The organism is Pseudomonas fluorescens (genome assembly GCF_902497625.1).
GTDB lineage: Bacteria > Pseudomonadota > Gammaproteobacteria > Pseudomonadales > Pseudomonadaceae > Aquipseudomonas > Aquipseudomonas fluorescens_BQ.
The window spans coordinates 55,132-72,023 of record NZ_CABVGX010000011.1 but is presented as its reverse complement, the minus strand read 5'-3'; the positions used below and the strand labels follow the sequence as shown (position 1 = coordinate 72,023).

The 16,892-nt window shown below is 59.4% G+C and carries 15 protein-coding genes; 3 read left to right on the top strand and 12 right to left on the bottom strand.

The features are described from left to right. Positions 1-216: 216 nt before the first annotated feature. Positions 217-765 carry a sugar ABC transporter ATPase gene (locus F8N12_RS09460; RefSeq protein ID WP_150580220.1) on the bottom strand — a complete coding sequence of 183 codons (549 nt, stop codon included), beginning with the start codon at positions 763-765 and terminating at the stop codon, positions 217-219. 185 nt (positions 766-950) lie between these two features. Beyond that, positions 951-1,118: a hypothetical protein gene (locus F8N12_RS27590; RefSeq protein ID WP_191623139.1), complete on the bottom strand. Its 168-nt coding sequence runs from the start codon at positions 1,116-1,118 to the stop codon at positions 951-953. Positions 1,119-1,149: 31 nt separating this feature from the next. Between F8N12_RS27590 and xseA the strand changes: the two genes are divergently transcribed. From xseA to leuA, 3 genes are all read left to right on the top strand, one after another. Then, positions 1,150-2,529 (top strand): exodeoxyribonuclease VII large subunit, encoded by a 1,380-nt coding sequence (gene xseA, locus F8N12_RS09455; protein WP_150580219.1) that lies wholly within the window; start codon positions 1,150-1,152, stop codon positions 2,527-2,529. Between the two features lie 3 nt (positions 2,530-2,532). After that, positions 2,533-3,354, top strand: a complete 822-nt coding sequence (locus tag F8N12_RS09450; RefSeq protein WP_150580218.1) for a M23 family metallopeptidase — start codon at positions 2,533-2,535, stop codon at positions 3,352-3,354. Between the two features lie 474 nt (positions 3,355-3,828). Then, positions 3,829-5,508 (top strand): 2-isopropylmalate synthase, encoded by a 1,680-nt coding sequence (leuA, locus tag F8N12_RS09440; RefSeq protein WP_150580217.1) that lies wholly within the window; start codon positions 3,829-3,831, stop codon positions 5,506-5,508. Positions 5,509-5,850: 342 nt separating this feature from the next. On the opposite strand, the gene F8N12_RS09435 is transcribed toward leuA, so the two are convergent. The 10 genes from F8N12_RS09435 to rlmN form a co-directional block, all read right to left on the bottom strand. Next, entirely contained in the window at positions 5,851-6,642 is a 792-nt protein-coding gene (locus F8N12_RS09435; RefSeq protein ID WP_150580216.1) for an amidohydrolase, read from the bottom strand. Continuing rightward, the gene (locus F8N12_RS09430; RefSeq protein WP_150580215.1) at positions 6,630-7,778 is read right to left on the bottom strand and encodes a pyridoxal phosphate-dependent aminotransferase; all 1,149 of its coding nucleotides are present in this window, start codon (positions 7,776-7,778) and stop codon (positions 6,630-6,632) included. Before F8N12_RS09430 ends, F8N12_RS09435 begins: the two co-directional genes overlap by 13 nt. A gap of 207 nt (positions 7,779-7,985) precedes the next feature. Continuing rightward, the gene (der, locus tag F8N12_RS09425) at positions 7,986-9,455 is read right to left on the bottom strand and encodes a ribosome biogenesis GTPase Der (RefSeq protein ID WP_150580214.1); all 1,470 of its coding nucleotides are present in this window, start codon (positions 9,453-9,455) and stop codon (positions 7,986-7,988) included. Between the two features lie 252 nt (positions 9,456-9,707). Then, a complete protein-coding gene (gene bamB, locus F8N12_RS09420) occupies positions 9,708-10,859 on the bottom strand; it encodes an outer membrane protein assembly factor BamB (RefSeq protein ID WP_150580213.1) in 1,152 nt (383 codons plus the stop codon). After that, complete coding sequence (locus F8N12_RS09415) at positions 10,852-11,493, bottom strand: tetratricopeptide repeat protein (protein WP_150580212.1); 642 nt, start codon at positions 11,491-11,493, stop codon at positions 10,852-10,854. Before F8N12_RS09415 ends, bamB begins: the two co-directional genes overlap by 8 nt. Positions 11,494-11,533: 40 nt before the next feature. Next, complete coding sequence (gene hisS / locus F8N12_RS09410; protein WP_150580211.1) at positions 11,534-12,823, bottom strand: histidine--tRNA ligase; 1,290 nt, start codon at positions 12,821-12,823, stop codon at positions 11,534-11,536. Between the two features lie 23 nt (positions 12,824-12,846). Continuing rightward, positions 12,847-13,956, bottom strand: a complete 1,110-nt coding sequence (gene ispG, locus F8N12_RS09405) for a flavodoxin-dependent (E)-4-hydroxy-3-methylbut-2-enyl-diphosphate synthase (RefSeq protein WP_007903603.1) — start codon at positions 13,954-13,956, stop codon at positions 12,847-12,849. A gap of 3 nt (positions 13,957-13,959) precedes the next feature. Further along, positions 13,960-14,973: a helix-turn-helix domain-containing protein gene (locus tag F8N12_RS09400; protein WP_150580210.1), complete on the bottom strand. Its 1,014-nt coding sequence runs from the start codon at positions 14,971-14,973 to the stop codon at positions 13,960-13,962. After that, positions 14,973-15,731, bottom strand: a complete 759-nt coding sequence (gene pilW, locus F8N12_RS09395; protein ID WP_150580209.1) for a type IV pilus biogenesis/stability protein PilW — start codon at positions 15,729-15,731, stop codon at positions 14,973-14,975. The genes F8N12_RS09400 and pilW overlap by 1 nt, the downstream gene beginning before the upstream one ends. Positions 15,732-15,743: 12 nt before the next feature. Continuing rightward, entirely contained in the window at positions 15,744-16,892 is a 1,149-nt protein-coding gene (rlmN, locus tag F8N12_RS09390) for a 23S rRNA (adenine(2503)-C(2))-methyltransferase RlmN (protein ID WP_028620142.1), read from the bottom strand.

Here is a 16,892-nt window from a genome sequence, read left to right as displayed (position 1 = left end):
GGGGGCTCCCGAGCGGGAAAATGGAAGCGCGCCATTATAGTCAGACACCCCCTCGGGTTCAATGTAAAACTCCGGCTATTATTGCCAGTATTGATATACGGGGATTGAATGCTGTGTAGGAGCCGCCGAAGGCTGCGATCTTTTGACGTTGAAGGTTCTGAAAACAAGATCAAAAGATCGCAGCCTTCGGCAGCTCCTACGTGGGGGATGCGGCGTTTAGAGTTCGACCTTGACCCAACTCACCGGCTGATCCAGCCAGTCGGCAAACTCGTCGATAAAACTCTGCTTGAACCCCGCCTCCGCCCAGTTGTTGAAAATAAACCCCAGGTTGGAAAACCCGCACTCTTGCAGGAACAGAAATCCGTTGATGTCATCTTCATGACCGCATTCAGGACAGGTGAAATTGTCGGTGCGCCCGGGCATCCACTCTTCCAGGCTTTCGAACAACGCTTCGCCGACTTCCTTGCGACACTCTGCGCAGCCCGCCTCGCCCAGAAATCCCTTGGCCGGCGTGTAGATGCAACGTTTGGTGATGATTTCCAGGCCATTGATCGGCTCGCCAAACGGCAGCGCCTGCGGATGCAACACTACCGCGCGGGCACCGTCAGCAATGGCGTGGCCCATGCGATTGCCGGTCCGGCCGCAGGTGCTCAGTTCTTCCTTGATGATGTTCTTGCGTGCCAGCCAACGCACGATCGCCCGCGCCCGAGGTTCGTGCACGGGTAACTCGGAGATTTTCGGGACGATAATGCTTTGCGAATTCATGGTGAAGGCCTGCAAATACTGAGTGAACACCTTTGTGGGGCGAGCCTGCTCGCGAATGCATTCCGTCTTCTGACAGTGATGTCGACACAAGCACCCCATTCGCGAGCAGGCTCGCTCCCACAAGGTTTGGCGCCGGGCAGCTTAAAGGCTGGCACTCTGAGGTCAAGTACTCAAATTCCACACGATCAGATCACCGCCGGCAACAAATACGCCGCCAACAGCCATAAGGTTAGCTTGGCCGACACATCCGTATCAGCAAACAGGCTCAGACGCATCATGGGCCTGCCACTGATCAGCGCCAAACATGATTTAAAGCTCGCATCCTGCGGCAGCCACTGCAGGTGATCGTGCATTGCACAGGAGATTGCCTTTAAACTGCGTCCCATGATTAAAGATCCTTTTGCAAGACTCGGCCTGGACCGTGAAGTGCTCACTGTCAGCCAGCTCAACGGCCGCGCGCGGGTGTTGCTGGAAGACGTGTTCAGCAATATCTGGGTCGAAGGCGAAATCTCCAACCTCGCCCGCCCGGCATCCGGCCATGTGTATTTCACCCTCAAGGACAGCGGCGCCCAAGTGCGTTGCGCGTTGTTTCGGCAGAACGCTGCGCGGGTGCGGCAGGCACTGAAGGACGGTCTGGCGGTGAAGGTTCGCGGCAAGGTTTCGCTGTTCGAAGGGCGCGGTGACTATCAACTGATCCTCGACACCGTGGAACCGGCCGGCGATGGCGCCCTGCGTCTGGCCTTTGATGCGCTCAAAGAAAAACTCAGTGCCGAGGGCCTGTTCAGTGCCGAACGCAAAGTGCCGCTGCCGGCTCATCCGCAGCGCATCGGCATCATCAGTTCGCCTACCGGTGCGGTGATTCGCGACATCATCAGCGTATTCCGACGTCGGGCGCCACAGGTGCAACTGACGCTGATCCCGACCGCCGTACAAGGCCGCGAAGCCACCGCGCAGATTGTCCGCGCGCTGAAACTGGCGGATGCCCGTGGCTTCGATGCGCTGATCCTGGCCCGTGGCGGCGGCTCGCTGGAAGACCTCTGGTGCTTCAACGAAGAAGCCGTAGCCCGCGCGGTGGATGCCTGCGTGACGCCGATTGTCAGCGCCGTCGGGCATGAAACCGATGTATCGATCAGCGATTTTGTCGCCGACGTTCGCGCGCCGACGCCATCCGCCGCCGCCGAACTGCTCGCGCCGGATTCCAGCGATCTGGTGCGCCGAGTCGAAAGCCTGCATCGCCGCTTGGTCATGCGCATCCGCGACCGCCTGATGCGTGATCGCTTGCGCCTGGAAGGCATGGCCCGTCGTTTGCGCCACCCCGGTGAACGTCTGCGCCAGCAAGCGCAACGTCTGGATGACCTGGACATGCGCATGCGTCGCGCCTTCGAGCGCAGCCTCAATACTCGCCGCGAACGCCTGATCCGTCTGGAAACCCGCCTCGCCGGGCAACATCCGGGACGGCAACTGGCGATGCTCCGTCAACGCCTCGACAGCCTCGCCGAGCGGTTGCCTCGCGCCATGCGCGAAGGGCTCAAATCGCGGCGCCTGGAGCTGCAGAGTCAGGTGCAGACACTGCAAGTGGTCAGCCCGCTGGCGACCCTGGCGCGCGGTTACAGCATTTTGCTCGACGAGCGCGGCCATGCGATCCGCAGCGCTGCGCAAACCCGCAACGGCCAGCGCTTGAAAGCGCGCCTTGGCGAAGGCGAATTGCACGTCAGGGTCGAAGACAATCACCTGACGCCCGTCACCCTCTCTCTACTGGATTGATCAATGCCGCGTTTTCTTGCTCCGTTGTTGTTGCTGTGCCTGACGTTCAATGCCCACGCTGACAGCTACATCACCCGCCTGCTGAACAAACCGGTGCCGGGCGGTGTGGCCGTGGTCGATCTCGGCGCCGCCGCTCAGCCGCCGAAAGCCAGCTATCAAGGCAAACCGGTGCTGGTGGTCAAGGAACAGAACAACTGGCTGGCGATCGTCGGCGTACCGCTAACGGTCAAACCCGGCGCTCAGCAGATCAGTAGCGGTGGTCGCCTGCTGAATTTCACCGTAGGGACCAAGAAATACCCGGAACAACGCATCACCTTGAAAAACACCCAGCAGGTCAACCCCGATCCGGACAACCTCAAGCGCATCGAGCGGGAACTGGCGGTGCAGATCGCTGCTTACCGCACTTTCAGCCCGAACACCCCAAGCAATCTGTTGCTGGACAAGCCGGTCAAAGGTCCATTGTCGAGCAAATTCGGCGTGCGCCGCTTCTTCAACGGTGAAGAGCGCAATCCCCACTCCGGGCTGGACTTCGCCGTACCCGCCGGCACGCCGATCAAGACGCCGGCGGCGGGCAGGGTGATCCTGATCGGCAACTATTTCTTCAACGGCAACACGGTATTTGTCGATCACGGTCAGGGCTTCATCAGCATGTTTTGTCACATGTCGAAGATCGACGTGAAGGTTGGACAGCAGATGGCCCGGGGCGGTGTGGTCGGCAAAGTCGGCGCCACGGGCCGGGCGACCGGGCCGCACATGCACTGGAATGTCAGCCTGAATGATGCGCGGGTGGATCCGGCGATTTTTATTGGGGCTTTTCAGCCTTAGAGAGTGGGAGGAGCTGATGGCCCCCTTCGTCGGAATGCCGCCCAGAGCAAGCCCGCTCTCACAGGGGATTTGTGACACGCCGCAGAACCACTGTGGGAGCAAGCCTGCTCTGGGCGGCATTCCGACGATAGCGGAAGCCGTATCACCACCCTTCCACAATTGCCGACGTTCAACTATCGCCGCAATCAATAATGCATAACGAGCAATTTGGCGCGATTAAATCTCACTAAACTCAATCAAAGCAGAAATTCTCTCAATTTTTTTCGACTGCTTGCCAACCTTCAGCCTCGCGGTTAGGGTTGAGGGCATGAAAACCTCTCACACCCTCATCCAGCTTCGCCAGCATCGCAGTCTGTGCCTTGTCAGTGCACGACTGCCGGGCTGAATCGCGGTACCTCGCCCTGAGCTTTTCCCCAAGAACATTTGATCCACCGGCAGGCCGCCTTTTTTCGGCCACACAATAAGGATTTCCCGATGAGCATGCTCAAAGACCCGTCTTCGAAGTACCGCGCGTTCCCGACCATTGATATTCCAGACCGTACCTGGCCGTCGAAGACCATCACCGCGGCGCCGATCTGGTGCAGCTCCGACCTTCGCGATGGCAACCAGTCGCTGATCGAGCCAATGGACGCGGTCAAGAAGCTGCGCTTCTGGAAAACCCTGGTGCAGGTCGGCGTGAAAGAAATCGAAGCCTCGTTCCCGGCCGCGTCGCAAACCGATTTCGACTTCGTGCGCACGCTCATTGAAGGCAACCACATCCCGGACGACACCACCATCCAGGTGCTGACCCAAGGCCGTGAAGACTTGATCGAGCGCACCTTCGAATCTCTGCGCGGGGCGAAGAAAGCCATCGTTCACCTGTACAACGCGACCTCCCCGTCCTTCCGCCGGATTGTGTTCAATCAGGACAAGGAAGGCATCAAGGCCATCGCAGTCGACGCCGCCAAACTGTTCGTCAAGTACGCCGCGCAACAGCCGGACACCCAATGGACGTTCGAATACTCGCCGGAAACCTTCAGCGCGACCGAGCTCGAGTTCGCTAAGGAAGTTTGCGACGCGGTGATCGAAGTCTGGAACCCGACGCCTGAACACAAGATGATCCTCAACTTGCCGGCCACCGTCGAATGCGCCACCCCGAACATCTATGCCGACCAGATCGAATGGTTCGGCCGTCACATCAACCGTCGTGACAGCGTGATCATCAGCCTGCACACGCACAACGACCGTGGCACCGGCGTCGCCGCCACCGAGCTGGGTCTGATGGCCGGTGCCGACCGTGTCGAAGGTTGCCTGTTCGGTAACGGTGAACGTACCGGCAACGTCGATCTGGTTACCGTGGCGTTGAACCTCTATACCCAGGGCATCCACCCTGAGCTGGATTTTTCCGACATCGACGGCGTGCGCAAAGTCGTCGAAGAGTGCAACCAGATTCAAGTGCACCCGCGTCACCCCTACGTCGGCGATCTGGTCCACACCGCGTTCTCCGGCTCGCACCAGGACGCGATCCGCAAGGGCTTCGCCCAGCAGAAACCGGATGCACTGTGGGAAGTGCCGTACTTGCCGATCGACCCGGCGGACATCGGCCGCAGCTACGAAGCGGTGATTCGCGTCAACAGCCAGTCGGGCAAGGGCGGTATCGCTTACCTCCTGGAACAGGAATATGGCATCAGCCTGCCGCGTCGCATGCAGATCGAATTCAGCCAGGTGGTGCAGCGGGAAACCGATCGCCTTGGCCTGGAAATGACCGCCAAGCAGATCCACTCGCTGTTGATCAGCGAATACTTGCAGGCAAACACCCCGTACGCGCTGGTCAGCCATCGTCTGCAGGAAGAAAACGGTCACAGCGCCGTAGAAGTGGAAGTGTCCGGCAAAGGCCAGGGCGAAACCAACCTGCACTGGCGGGGCAAGGGCAACGGCGCACTCGAAGCGCTGGTGGCCGGCCTGCCAATTCCGGTGGAAATCATGGACTACAACGAACACGCGATTGGCGCAGGCACCAATGCGAAAGCGGCGGCGTACATCGAACTGCGGGTGGACGGTCAGCGCGCGGTCCACGGTGTAGGCATCGATGAAAACATCACCACGGCGAGCTTCAAGGCGCTGTTCAGCGCGCTGAACCGCTCGCTGAGTCAGCCGGAAGCGAAAGCGGCGTAAGTCATCGCTGCAATGCAAAGGCCCCGGGGTGTGAACCTCGGGGCCTTTTTTTGTCTGCTTGTTCTGTATTGTCTGCCAGTGCCTCTTCGCGAGCAGGCTCGCTCCCACAGTGGAGCATTGGTGTACAAAAATCTGTGTTCACAATGATCAAATGTGAAAGCGAGCAGGCTCGCTCCCACAGTGGGGCATTGGTGTACAAAAATTTGTGTTCACAATGATCAAATTTGGAAGCGAACCTGCTTGCTCCCACAGTGGAGCATTGGTACACAAAATCCATACTCACAATGATCAAATGTGGGAGCGAGCCTGCTCGCGAAAGGGCCGGGTCAAACAGCGAATGTGTTAGGTGAATTCGAAGGTATCCGCATCCAGATTCGCCGGAAACCGCGTGCGATACGCCGCCAGTTCAGCCGCATCCAGAACCACCTCGAACACGCCGTCCGCCTCCCCTGCACTGAGCAATGTCTCACCCTGGAAGTCCAGCACCTGACTGTCGCCGGTATAAGCGAAACCCTTGCCGTCCGTGCCAATGCGATTAACCGCCGCCACGTAGCACAGATTTTCGATGGCCCGCGCCGGCAGCAGGCGGTTCCAGTGTTGCCGGCGTGCGCCGGGCCAGTTTGCGGTGTACAGCAACAGGTCGGTGTCCTGGGCGTCGCGACTCCACACCGGGAAGCGCAGGTCATAGCAAATCAGCGGTCGAATCCGCCAGCCCTTGAGCTCGAACTGCACCTGGCGCTCGCCGGGCGTGTAGTGGTTGTGCTCGCCGGCCATACGAAACAGATGGCGTTTGTCGTAATGCAACACTTCGCCGTCCGGCCGCGCCCACAGCAGGCGGTTGCGATGACTGCCATCGGCGGCCTGAATGATCACGCTGCCGGTGATCACCGCGTTGAGCCTGGCCGCCTGAAGCCGCAGCCATTTGCTGGTCGGGCCATTCTCGGCTTCAGCGAGGGTTTGCGATTCCATGGAGAAGCCGGTGGTGAACATCTCCGGCAAAATGATCAGATCGGCACCACGCGCCTGTTCCAGGAGTATTTCGAAATGCTCGAGGTTGGCCTGCCGGTCATGCCATGTCAGCGTGGTCTGAACCAGCGCAAGTTTCAGATTGGGCAATGCACTCAGATCACGCATAGTTTCTCCGCCGCTTCACGCAAGGTTTCTTCGCGCTTGGCGAAGCACAGCCGTACCAGGCGCTGGCCTTCCGGCGGCGATTGATAAAACACTGAAATCGGAATGCTTGCCACGCCATGCTCGCGGGTCATCCACAGCGCCATGTCGACGTCGTTGAGGTCGGGGCGAATCTGCGAGTAGTCGACCAACTGAAAATACGTGCCGGCCACGCGGTTGAAGCTAAACCGCGACGGTGTCAGCAGGTCGCAGAACAGATCCCGCTTGGTTTGGTAGAACGCCGGCAGTTCTTCGACGTGCTGCGGGTGCTCGGCCATGAAGTCGGCCAAGGCATATTGCAGCGGCGTTACCCCGCAGAAGCTGACGTACTGGTGCACCTTGCGCAGTTCGGCCGTGAGCGCCGGCGGCGCGACCACGTAGCCGGTTTTCCAGCCGGTGACGTGGTACGTCTTGCCGAACGAGCTGACCACGAAGGCACGCTGATACAGCTCTTCGTGATTCAGCACGCTGACGTGGGGCACACCGTCAAACACCAGGTGTTCGTAGACCTCATCGCTGATCAGATAGATGTCGCGGTCACGAATCAACGCCGCCAACCGGTCCAGCTCGCCACGATTGATCAGGGCACCGCTCGGGTTGTGCGGGCTGTTGAGGACGATCATTTTCGTGCGCGGGGTAATCGCGTCAGCAAGCTTCTGGAAGTCAATGGAAAAGTCTTCCAGTCCGAGTTGCACGTGCACACAACGACCGCCAGCCAGCTCCGTGGCCGGTGCATAACTGTCGTAGCAAGGATCGAACACGATCACTTCGTCGCCGCTGTGGATAACCGCCTGGATCGCGCAGAAAATCGCCTGGGTCGCGCCGGGTGTGATGGTCACTTCGTTGTCGGGGTCGACATTGACGCCGTAGCTGCGAGCGATCTTCGCCGACACCTGCTGGCGCAGCGCTGGCAGGCCGGTCATCGGTGAATACTGGTTGTGGCCACTGGCGATGTGCCGACCGACCGCCTCGCACAGAGCCTGCGGAGCATCGAAATCGGGGAAACCCTGAGACAGGTTGATCGCGCCGGTTTGCGCCGCGAGCTGAGACATCTGCGTGAAGATGGTGATGCCGACATTCGGCAGCTTACTGGTGATCATCGGTAGCCCCTTGCAGGTGAGCTGCAAGTTTCAAGCGACAAGCTGCAAGCGGTCAAGCGGCAAACCGCCGCACAATAAAACGGGCCCTGTCAGGACCCGTATGTTTGGCGGTTTGAGCTACAAGCTGCAAGCTGCAAGCTGCAAGCTGCAAGCTACAAGCAGATCCGCTTTAGCTTGAAGCTTGCAGCTTGAGGCTTAAAGCTGCTTCTATTTCTTATCGCGGCGTTTTTTGTCGGCCTTTTTGTGGTGCGACATCATGCGACGCTTCTTGTTGACCTGTCGGTCGGTGAGCGAGTTCTTGTTGCCTTCGTACGGGTTCTCGCCGCCTTTGAACTCGATGCGGATCGGCGTACCGACCAGCTTCAAGACACGACGGTAAGTGTTTTCCAGATAACGCACGTAAGACTTCGGCACCTTCTCGATCTGGTTACCGTGAATCACGATGATTGGCGGGTTCGCGCCACCCAAGTGGGCATAACGCAGCTTGATCCGGCGGTTGTTTACCATCGGTGGCGCGTGTTCGCCAACCGCATCTTCCAGAATCGTGGTCAGACGGTTGGTTGGCCAGCGGGTGACCGCAGACTTGAACGAGTTCTGTACGGACGCGTAGAGGTTGCCCACGCCCGTGCCGTGCAGGGCCGAAATGAAGTGGATGTCAGCGTAATCGACAAAGAACAGTCGACGTTGAAGCTCGACCTTGACGAAGTCGCGCTCGCCGGGCGTCATGCCGTCCCACTTGTTGATCGCGATCACCAGCGCACGACCCGCTTCAATGGCAAAGCCCAGCAGGTTGAGGTCGTGATCCACAACGCCTTCGCGGGCGTCCATCACGAAGATCACCACGTTGGCGTCCTTGATGGCCTGCAGGGTTTTGACTACGGAGAATTTTTCAACTTCTTCGTGGATCTTGCCGCGCTTGCGCACACCGGCAGTGTCGATCAGCGTGTACTTCTCTTCGTTACGCTCGAACGGGATGTAGATACTGTCGCGGGTGGTGCCAGGCTCGTCATAAACGATTACCCGGTCTTCACCGAGCATACGGTTGACCAGGGTCGACTTGCCGACGTTCGGGCGGCCGATGATAGCGATCTTGATCCCGTCTTTTTCGCTCGGGCCAGGAATGCGCTTGGCTTCCTCGCCTTCAGCAACGATCTCTTCATCGCCCTCTTCTGGCTCTTCTTCGTCTTTCGGGAAGGTGCTCAGGGCGATTTCGAGCATCTGCGTGATGCCGCGACCGTGGGCACCGGCGATCGGGATCGCGTGGCCCATGCCCAAAGGGGCGAACTCGGCGCGCGCCATTTCAGGGTCGATGTTGTCGACCTTGTTGGCCACCACGTAGGAACGCTTGTTACGTTTGCGCAAATGCTCGGCGATCATCTGGTCGGCGGCGGTAAAACCGGCCTTGGCATCTACCAGAAACAAAACCACATCGGCTTCTTCAATGGCCAGCAGCGACTGCTCGGCCATTTTTTCGTCCATACCGTGCTCGTCACCGGAGATACCACCGGTGTCGACCAGAATGTAGGAACGCCCTTGCCACTTGGCCTCACCGTATTGGCGATCACGGGTCAGACCGGACAAGTCGCCAACGATGGCGTCACGCGTCCTGGTCAGGCGGTTGAACAAGGTGGACTTGCCGACGTTTGGTCGGCCCACCAGGGCGATTACGGGAACCATGCGGCTCTCCACTTCGTTATTTCAGAAAATACAAAAGCCGCTGCGAGGCAGCGGCTGGTGCTCGGGGCAACACCGTAGGTTTCATTGTGGGAGCTGGCCTGCCAGCGACTAAGCGCAAAGGCACCGCGTTTATTCAGGATGCCAACGTTATCGTTGACGTCCATCGCGAGCAGTCGAGCGTCGACCGGCTGCTCCCACATTGATCACCACAGATGAAGCCGCTTGGGGTTTGACCCAAGCATAGTCAAATCTTTACTTGATGGTCAGGGCTTCCAGTTTGCCACTGTTGCCATACACATAAATCGTGTCACCCACCACCAGCGGACGGGCGCGCAGGCCATCGCTGTCGATGCGTTCGCGGCCGACGAAGCGACCGTCCACCTGGCTCAGCAGGTGAAGATAGCCTTCCATGTCACCGACGGCTACGTAGCTGGAATACACTTCCGGCGCCGAGAGCTGACGGCGAGCCAGCGAATCATTGCTCCACAATGCAGAGGTAGAACGCTCGTCGACACCTTCAACGGTGCCCGACGACAGGCTCACGTAAACGCTACCGAAACCCTGAGCAACACCGGCATAGCTGGAAGCATCACGCTGCCACAGCTGACGACCGCTTTCCAGGTCCAGTGCCGCAACGCGACCCTGATAACTGGCGACATACAGCGTACCGCCGGACAGCAGCAAGCCACCGTCGATATCGACTACACGCTCCAGTTCCGAACGCCCCTGAGGAATCGCAACCCGCTGTTCCCACACCGGCACGCCGTTGGAGATATCGAGCGCAACCACTTTACCGGTCGACAGGCCAGCCACCGCAAGGCGGTTGGTCACGATCGGTGCACTGGTGCCACGCAGGGTCAGGACGGCTGGCGTGCTGTCGTACAACCAGCGCTGGTCGCCGGTGGCAGCGTCCAGGCCGATCAGACGATCATCCTGAGTCTGCACCACGACAACGTCACCGTTGTTGGCTGGCGGCGCGAGTACTTCGCTGGACACACGCGTGCGCCATTTCTCTTCACCGCTGCTGGAATCCAGCGCAACGATCTCGCCTTTGATGGTACCGAAAGTGACCAGACCGTAACCCACGCCAACAGCGCCGGAGACAGGCAGTTCGAGATCCTTCTCCCACTTGACGTCGCCATTGCTGCGATCCATCGCCATCACCACACCGGTGACGTCCGCGGCATAAATGGTATCGCCCTCGATCGCCGGAACCAGCATGTTGTAGGTTTTGCCCTGACCGTCACCGATCGAACGACTCCACTGCTTTTGCAGAACCACTTCTTCAGTGAAGTCAGTCAGCTCGGCCGGTGGCAGTTCTTTTTTGCTGTTGCTGCTGCAACCCGCGGCCAAAATGGCCAGAGCCAGCAATGCTGCATGTTTCCAACGAATCACGTCACGCATCCCCTTTGGCCAGATCGTCCAGCTTGATTTGTAAGCCGCCGACCGCCGCTTCATCCGACAGTGCCGCCTTGGCTTTTTGATACGCCGTGTTTGCTTCGTCGGTACGACCCAACTGCACCAGCAGGTCGCCCTTGAGTTCTTCGCGAGTGGCCAGGAACGCTGTGTCGGCATCGCCTTCCAGCAGCTTCAGAGCTTCATCGGCCTTGCTTTGCGCCGCCAGAACCTGGGCCAGACGTTGACGGGCAATTTCGCCCAGCGCTGGTTTGGCCGGTTTGGCGATAATGGCTTTGAGCTCGGTGGCGGCGTCGTCCAGTTTGCCGCTGTCGACCGCGACTTTCGCCACGAACAGGCTGCCGTACTGTGCATACGCGGTGCCGCCGAATTCGTTGTTGAGCTTGCCGGCCAGGTCCGAAACACGGGCGGCGTCAGGCTTGCCGTCCGGCGTCAGCGTGGTTTCGAGCAGTTGCTGATAGAGAATCGAGGCGCCTTGCGACTGATTGCTCTGATATTTCTGCCAGGCTTGCCAACCGAACACGATGACCAGCGCCAACAGGCCGCCAGTAACCAGGGGCTTGCCGTTGCGTGTCCACCAGTCCTTCAAATCCGCCAGCTGTTCGTCTTCGGTACTCGACACCCCAATACTCCTTAATCGCTAAATCGGCTGTTTGACAGCTTCAACCCTGCACGACGCAGGTGGCCAGGTGTGCAGCAAGCGCATCCCAGGCAATGCTTTGTTGTTCGCCCTGGCCACGCAGGGGTTTGAAACCTACCACTTGCTGGGCCATTTCGTCGTCACCAAGGATCAGCGCATACAGCGCGCCGCTCTTGTCGGCTTTCTTGAACTGGCTTTTGAAGCTTCCGGCGCCGGCATTGATCTGCAGGCGCAGGTTGGGCAATTGATCACGCACCTTTTCGCTCAAGGTCAGGGCGGCCAGCTCGGCTGCCTCGCCGAACGCGCAGAGGTAGACGTCGACCTGGCGGGAGATCTCTTGCGGGATCTTTTCCAGGGTTTCCAACATCAACACCAGGCGCTCGATCCCCATGGCGAAACCCACGCCAGCGGTCGGCTTGCCGCCCATCTGTTCCACCAGGCCGTCGTAACGACCACCGGCACACACGGTGCCCTGGGCGCCCAACTTGTCGGTGACCCATTCGAAAACGGTCTTGCTGTAGTAATCCAGCCCGCGTACCAGCTTCGGGTTGATCACATAAGGAATGCCGGCAGCATCGAGGCGCGCCTTGAGGCCCTCGAAGTGCACGCGGGATTCGTCATCGAGGTAATCGGCCATTTTCGGCGCGTCGACCAGGATCGCTTGGGTGTCGGCGTTCTTGGTATCCAGAACCCGCAGCGGGTTGGTCTTCAGGCGGCGCTGGCTGTCTTCGTCCAGTTTGTCCAGGTGAGCGGACAGGAACTCGACCAGCGCCTCGCGATAGCGACCACGGGATTCGCTGGTGCCAAGGCTGTTGAGCTCGAGCTTGACCGCATCGCGGATCCCTAGCTCGCCCCAGAGGCGCCAGGTCAGCACGATCAGCTCGGCGTCGATGTCCGGACCGTCGAGGTTGAACACTTCGACACCGATCTGGTGAAACTGGCGATAACGGCCTTTCTGCGGGCGTTCGTGGCGGAACATCGGGCCGATGTACCACAGTTTCTGCACCTGGCCACCGCCGGTGATGCCGTGCTCTAGTACGGCACGCACGCACGCGGCAGTGCCTTCGGGACGCAGGGTCAACGAATCGCCGTTGCGGTCCTCGAAGGTATACATCTCTTTTTCGACGATGTCGGTCACTTCACCGATGGAGCGCTTGAACAGCTCGGTGAATTCAACGATCGGCATGCGGATCTGCTTGTAACCGTAGTTATCCAGCAAACGCGATACGGTGCCTTCGAAGTGACGCCACAGCGGAGTCTGTTCGGGCAGGATGTCGTTCATGCCACGAATGGCTTGCAGAGACTTGCTCACAAAAAATCCTTAAATTCGTTTGATCAGCCGCGCGCGATAACCGCTGCATCGGCTTCGACCTTCTCGGCCGCTTTCTGACGGATCAAGCGTTCAAGCTCATCCACCAGATTGTCATTCGTCAGCTTCTGCGACGGCTTGCCGTCGATGTAAATCAGGTTTGGCGTGCCGCCAGTCAAGCCGATATGCGCTTCCTTGGCTTCACCCGGCCCGTTGACCACGCATCCGATGACCGCGACGTCCAGCGGCACCAGCAGGTCTTCGAGGCGCCCTTCCAGTTCGTTCATGGTCTTGACCACATCGAAGTTCTGCCGCGAGCAGCTCGGGCAGGCGATGAAGTTGATGCCACGGGAACGCAGGTGCAGGGATTTGAGAATGTCGTAGCCGACCTTCACTTCCTCGACCGGGTCGGCCGCCAGCGAAATGCGGATAGTATCGCCAATTCCTTCGGCGAGCAGCATACCGAGGCCTACGGCGGATTTCACCGTACCTGAACGCAAACCGCCGGCTTCGGTGATACCCAGATGCAGCGGCTGGACGATTTCCTTGGCCAGCAAGCGGTAGGCGGCGACGGCCATGAACACGTCGGAGGCTTTCACGCTGACCTTGAAATCCTGGAAGTTCAGGCGCTCGAGGTGCTCGACGTGGCGCAGCGCGGATTCAACCAGCGCGGCCGGGGTCGGCTCGCCATATTTCTTTTGCAGGTCTTTTTCCAGCGAACCGGCGTTGACGCCGATGCGGATCGGGATCCCGCGATCACGGGCGGCATCGACCACGGCCCGCACGCGGTCTTCGCGACCGATGTTGCCGGGATTGATGCGCAGGCAGTCAACGCCCAGTTCGGCTACGCGCAAGGCGATCTTGTAGTCGAAGTGGATGTCGGCGACCAAGGGCACCTTTACCAACTGCTTGATCTTGCCGAACGCTTCGGCGGCGTCCATGTCCGGCACCGAAACCCGCACGATATCGACGCCGGCGGCTTCCAGACGGTTGATCTGCGCGACGGTGGCGGCGACATCGTTGGTATCGCTGTTGGTCATGCTTTGCACAGCAATAGGTGCATCGCCACCGACGGGTACGTTACCGACCCAGATCTTGCGGGATTCGCGACGTTTGATTGGAGATTCGCCGTGCATGACTTATTGACCCAACTTCAGGCGAGCAGTCTCGCCACTGGTGAACGGAGCGACATCAACCACTTGCCCGTTGTAGCTGACCTGCGCGCCGCGGGCAAAGCCCAGGCGCACGGCAAAAGGTGGCTTGCCGCTGACAGAAACGTTTTCGCCTTTACGCTTGAGGCCGCTCAACAACACCTTGCCGGTGCCATCGGTGACCTGCGTCCAGCAATCGGCGGTGAATTGCAGTTGCACCTGACCCTGACCGGCAACCGGCGCCGTCCCTGCCTGGGCGGGAATGGTCGGAGTCACCGAGGCGCTCGCTGGCGGGTTAGGCACGACCGGGGCAGTCGGTGAAGTCACGGCTGGCGTGACCGGTGCTGCAACAACCGGCGCGGTGCCTGGTGCCGGTGCCGGCGCAACAGGCACGGCCGCTTCAGCAGCCGCTGGCGTTTCAGCAGACGTTTCGGCTTGCGGCAACGCCAATTCGCTGGAAGCTTCAGCCTGACCTTCCACGACGGCCTGGTCTTCCGGCTCGTCCAGCGGATGGATCTGGGTCGTGCCGTCAGCCCCTTCGACTTCAACGTGCTCCGGGCTCAGGCTGGTGACTTCCTTGGTGCGCTGGGAGGTTTGATCCTGCCACCAGAAGAAACCACCACCGATCACCGCGAGCAGCAACAGCAGGCTGACAATCCGCAGAATGGTGTGGGACACCCGAACCGGCTCTTCGATGCGGCCCAGGCTGTGAACGCTGCTGCCCTGAGAATCGGTGCCGGTGGATTGATCGAATTGCTGAACCAGAACGGTCTGGTCCATGCCAAGCAATTTGGCGTACGCGCGAATGTATCCGCGAGCGAAGGTGTGCCCCGGCAGCTTGTCGAAAGCGCCGGCTTCCAGATTGCTCAAGGAACTGACGGTGAGGTTGAGCTTGAGGGCCACTTCGGCCAGCGACCAGCCATTGCTTTCGCGGGCCTGGCGCAGTGTCTCACCGGGGTTAACGCGATTCGCTGCTACAACTTCGGGATGCGCCGCTTTCATCATTGCTCCGACAGGTATTGCTGATATTCCGGCGAACCGGGATAGAGTCGTTTTAATTGCAGGCCAAAACTGGCCGCCTTGTCGCGATCTTCAAATACTTTTGCCAGCCGAACGCCGAGCAATAGACTACGTGCATTTTGTTCAGTCAGCAGGCTAAAACGGTCGTAATAGTCACGCGCCGGCACATAATGCCTGTCTTCGTAAGACAACTCAGCCATTTCCAGCAATGCCCGCGGCTGTTGCCGGTTCAGACGCAAGGCTTTTTCCAGTTGCTGCTGGGCAAGATCACGCTGACCGAGCTTCGAGGCGGTCATCCCGAGGTTTTCGAAAACTCGCGAGCGCTCAGGATACAGGGTATCGGCGGCAGCCTGTTCGAAGCGCTCGTATGCCTCTTTATAACGCTTCTGCTCGAAAAGAAAACTGCCGTAGTTGTTCAGGATCCGTGCATCGCCAGAGCGCGAGGACAGCGCCTTGCGAAAATGCTCGTCAGCCAGTTCCGGTTCCATCTCGGCTTGAAACACCAGCCCCAGCGCGGCGTTGGCATCGGGGTCGGAGCTGTCCAGGTCCAGCGCTTTCTTCAGCGGGACCTTGGCGCGCTCGGTCATGCCTTGTTGCAAGTACCCCAGGCCAAGCTGCACATAGGCAGCACGCGCTTCGTCGCGGCCCTTGCTGGTCTTCATCGGGTTGAAATCGCCCGACAGGACACAGCCAGTACAAAGACTGGCCAGCAGCACAAGCAGCGCAAAGCGCAGTGACATAGAGATCCTCTCTTAAGTGTTGTTTGCGGCGTTCTGCGCCAGATCGTTCTCGGCGCTCAACTCGCGCACGGCGATATAGCGTTCGCTGCGGCGGGTGCGATCCAGCACCTGCCCTACCAATTGCCCACACGCGGCGTCGATGTCTTCACCGCGCGTGGTGCGCACGGTGACATTGAAGCCGGCATGGTGAAGCTGATCCTGGAACCGACGAATCGCGTTGTTGCTCGGTCGCTCGTAGCCGGAATGCGGGAACGGGTTGAACGGAATCAGGTTGATCTTGCAAGGGATGTTCTTGAGCAACTCGATCATCTCGACCGCGTGCTCGACCTTGTCGTTGATATCTTTCAACAAGGTGTACTCAATGGTCAGCACGCGTTTTTCGCCCAGGGACGACATGTAGCGCTGACACGACTCGAGCAGCATCTTAAGCGGATATTTCTTGTTGATCGGCACCAATTGGTTACGCAATGCGTCGTTCGGTGCGTGCAGGGACAACGCCAGGGAGACGTCGATGTGCTTGGACAGCTCATCGATCATCGGCACCACGCCGGAGGTCGACAGGGTCACGCGGCGCTTGGAAATGCCGTAACCGAGGTCGTCCATCATCAGGTGCATGGCCGCAACGACGTTGTCGAAGTTCAGCAGCGGCTCGCCCATGCCCATCATCACCACGTTGGTGATGGCACGGTCGGCGGTCGCCGGGATGCTGCCGAACGACTTGTTGGCAATCCACACCTGACCGATGACTTCGGCGGCGGTGAGGTTGCTGTTGAATCCTTGCTTGCCGGTGGAGCAGAAACTGCAGTCCAGGGCACAGCCTGCCTGGGACGAAACGCACAAGGTGCCGCGTTTGCCCTGGGGAATGTAAACGGTCTCGACGCAGCTGCCGGACGCCACGCGCACCACCCATTTACGGGTGCCGTCGGTGGAAATGTCCTCGCTGACGACTTCAGGACCGCGAACTTCGGCAATCGCCTTGAGCTTGTCGCGCAAGGCCTTGCTGACGTTCGTCATGGCGTCGAAATCATCGACGCCAAGGTGGTGAATCCATTTCATTACCTGACCGGCACGGAAACGCTTCTCCCCGATCGAGTCGAAGAATTTTTCCATTTCCTGTTGAGTCAGACCCAGCAGGTTGGTTTTTACAGTCGATGTAGTCAT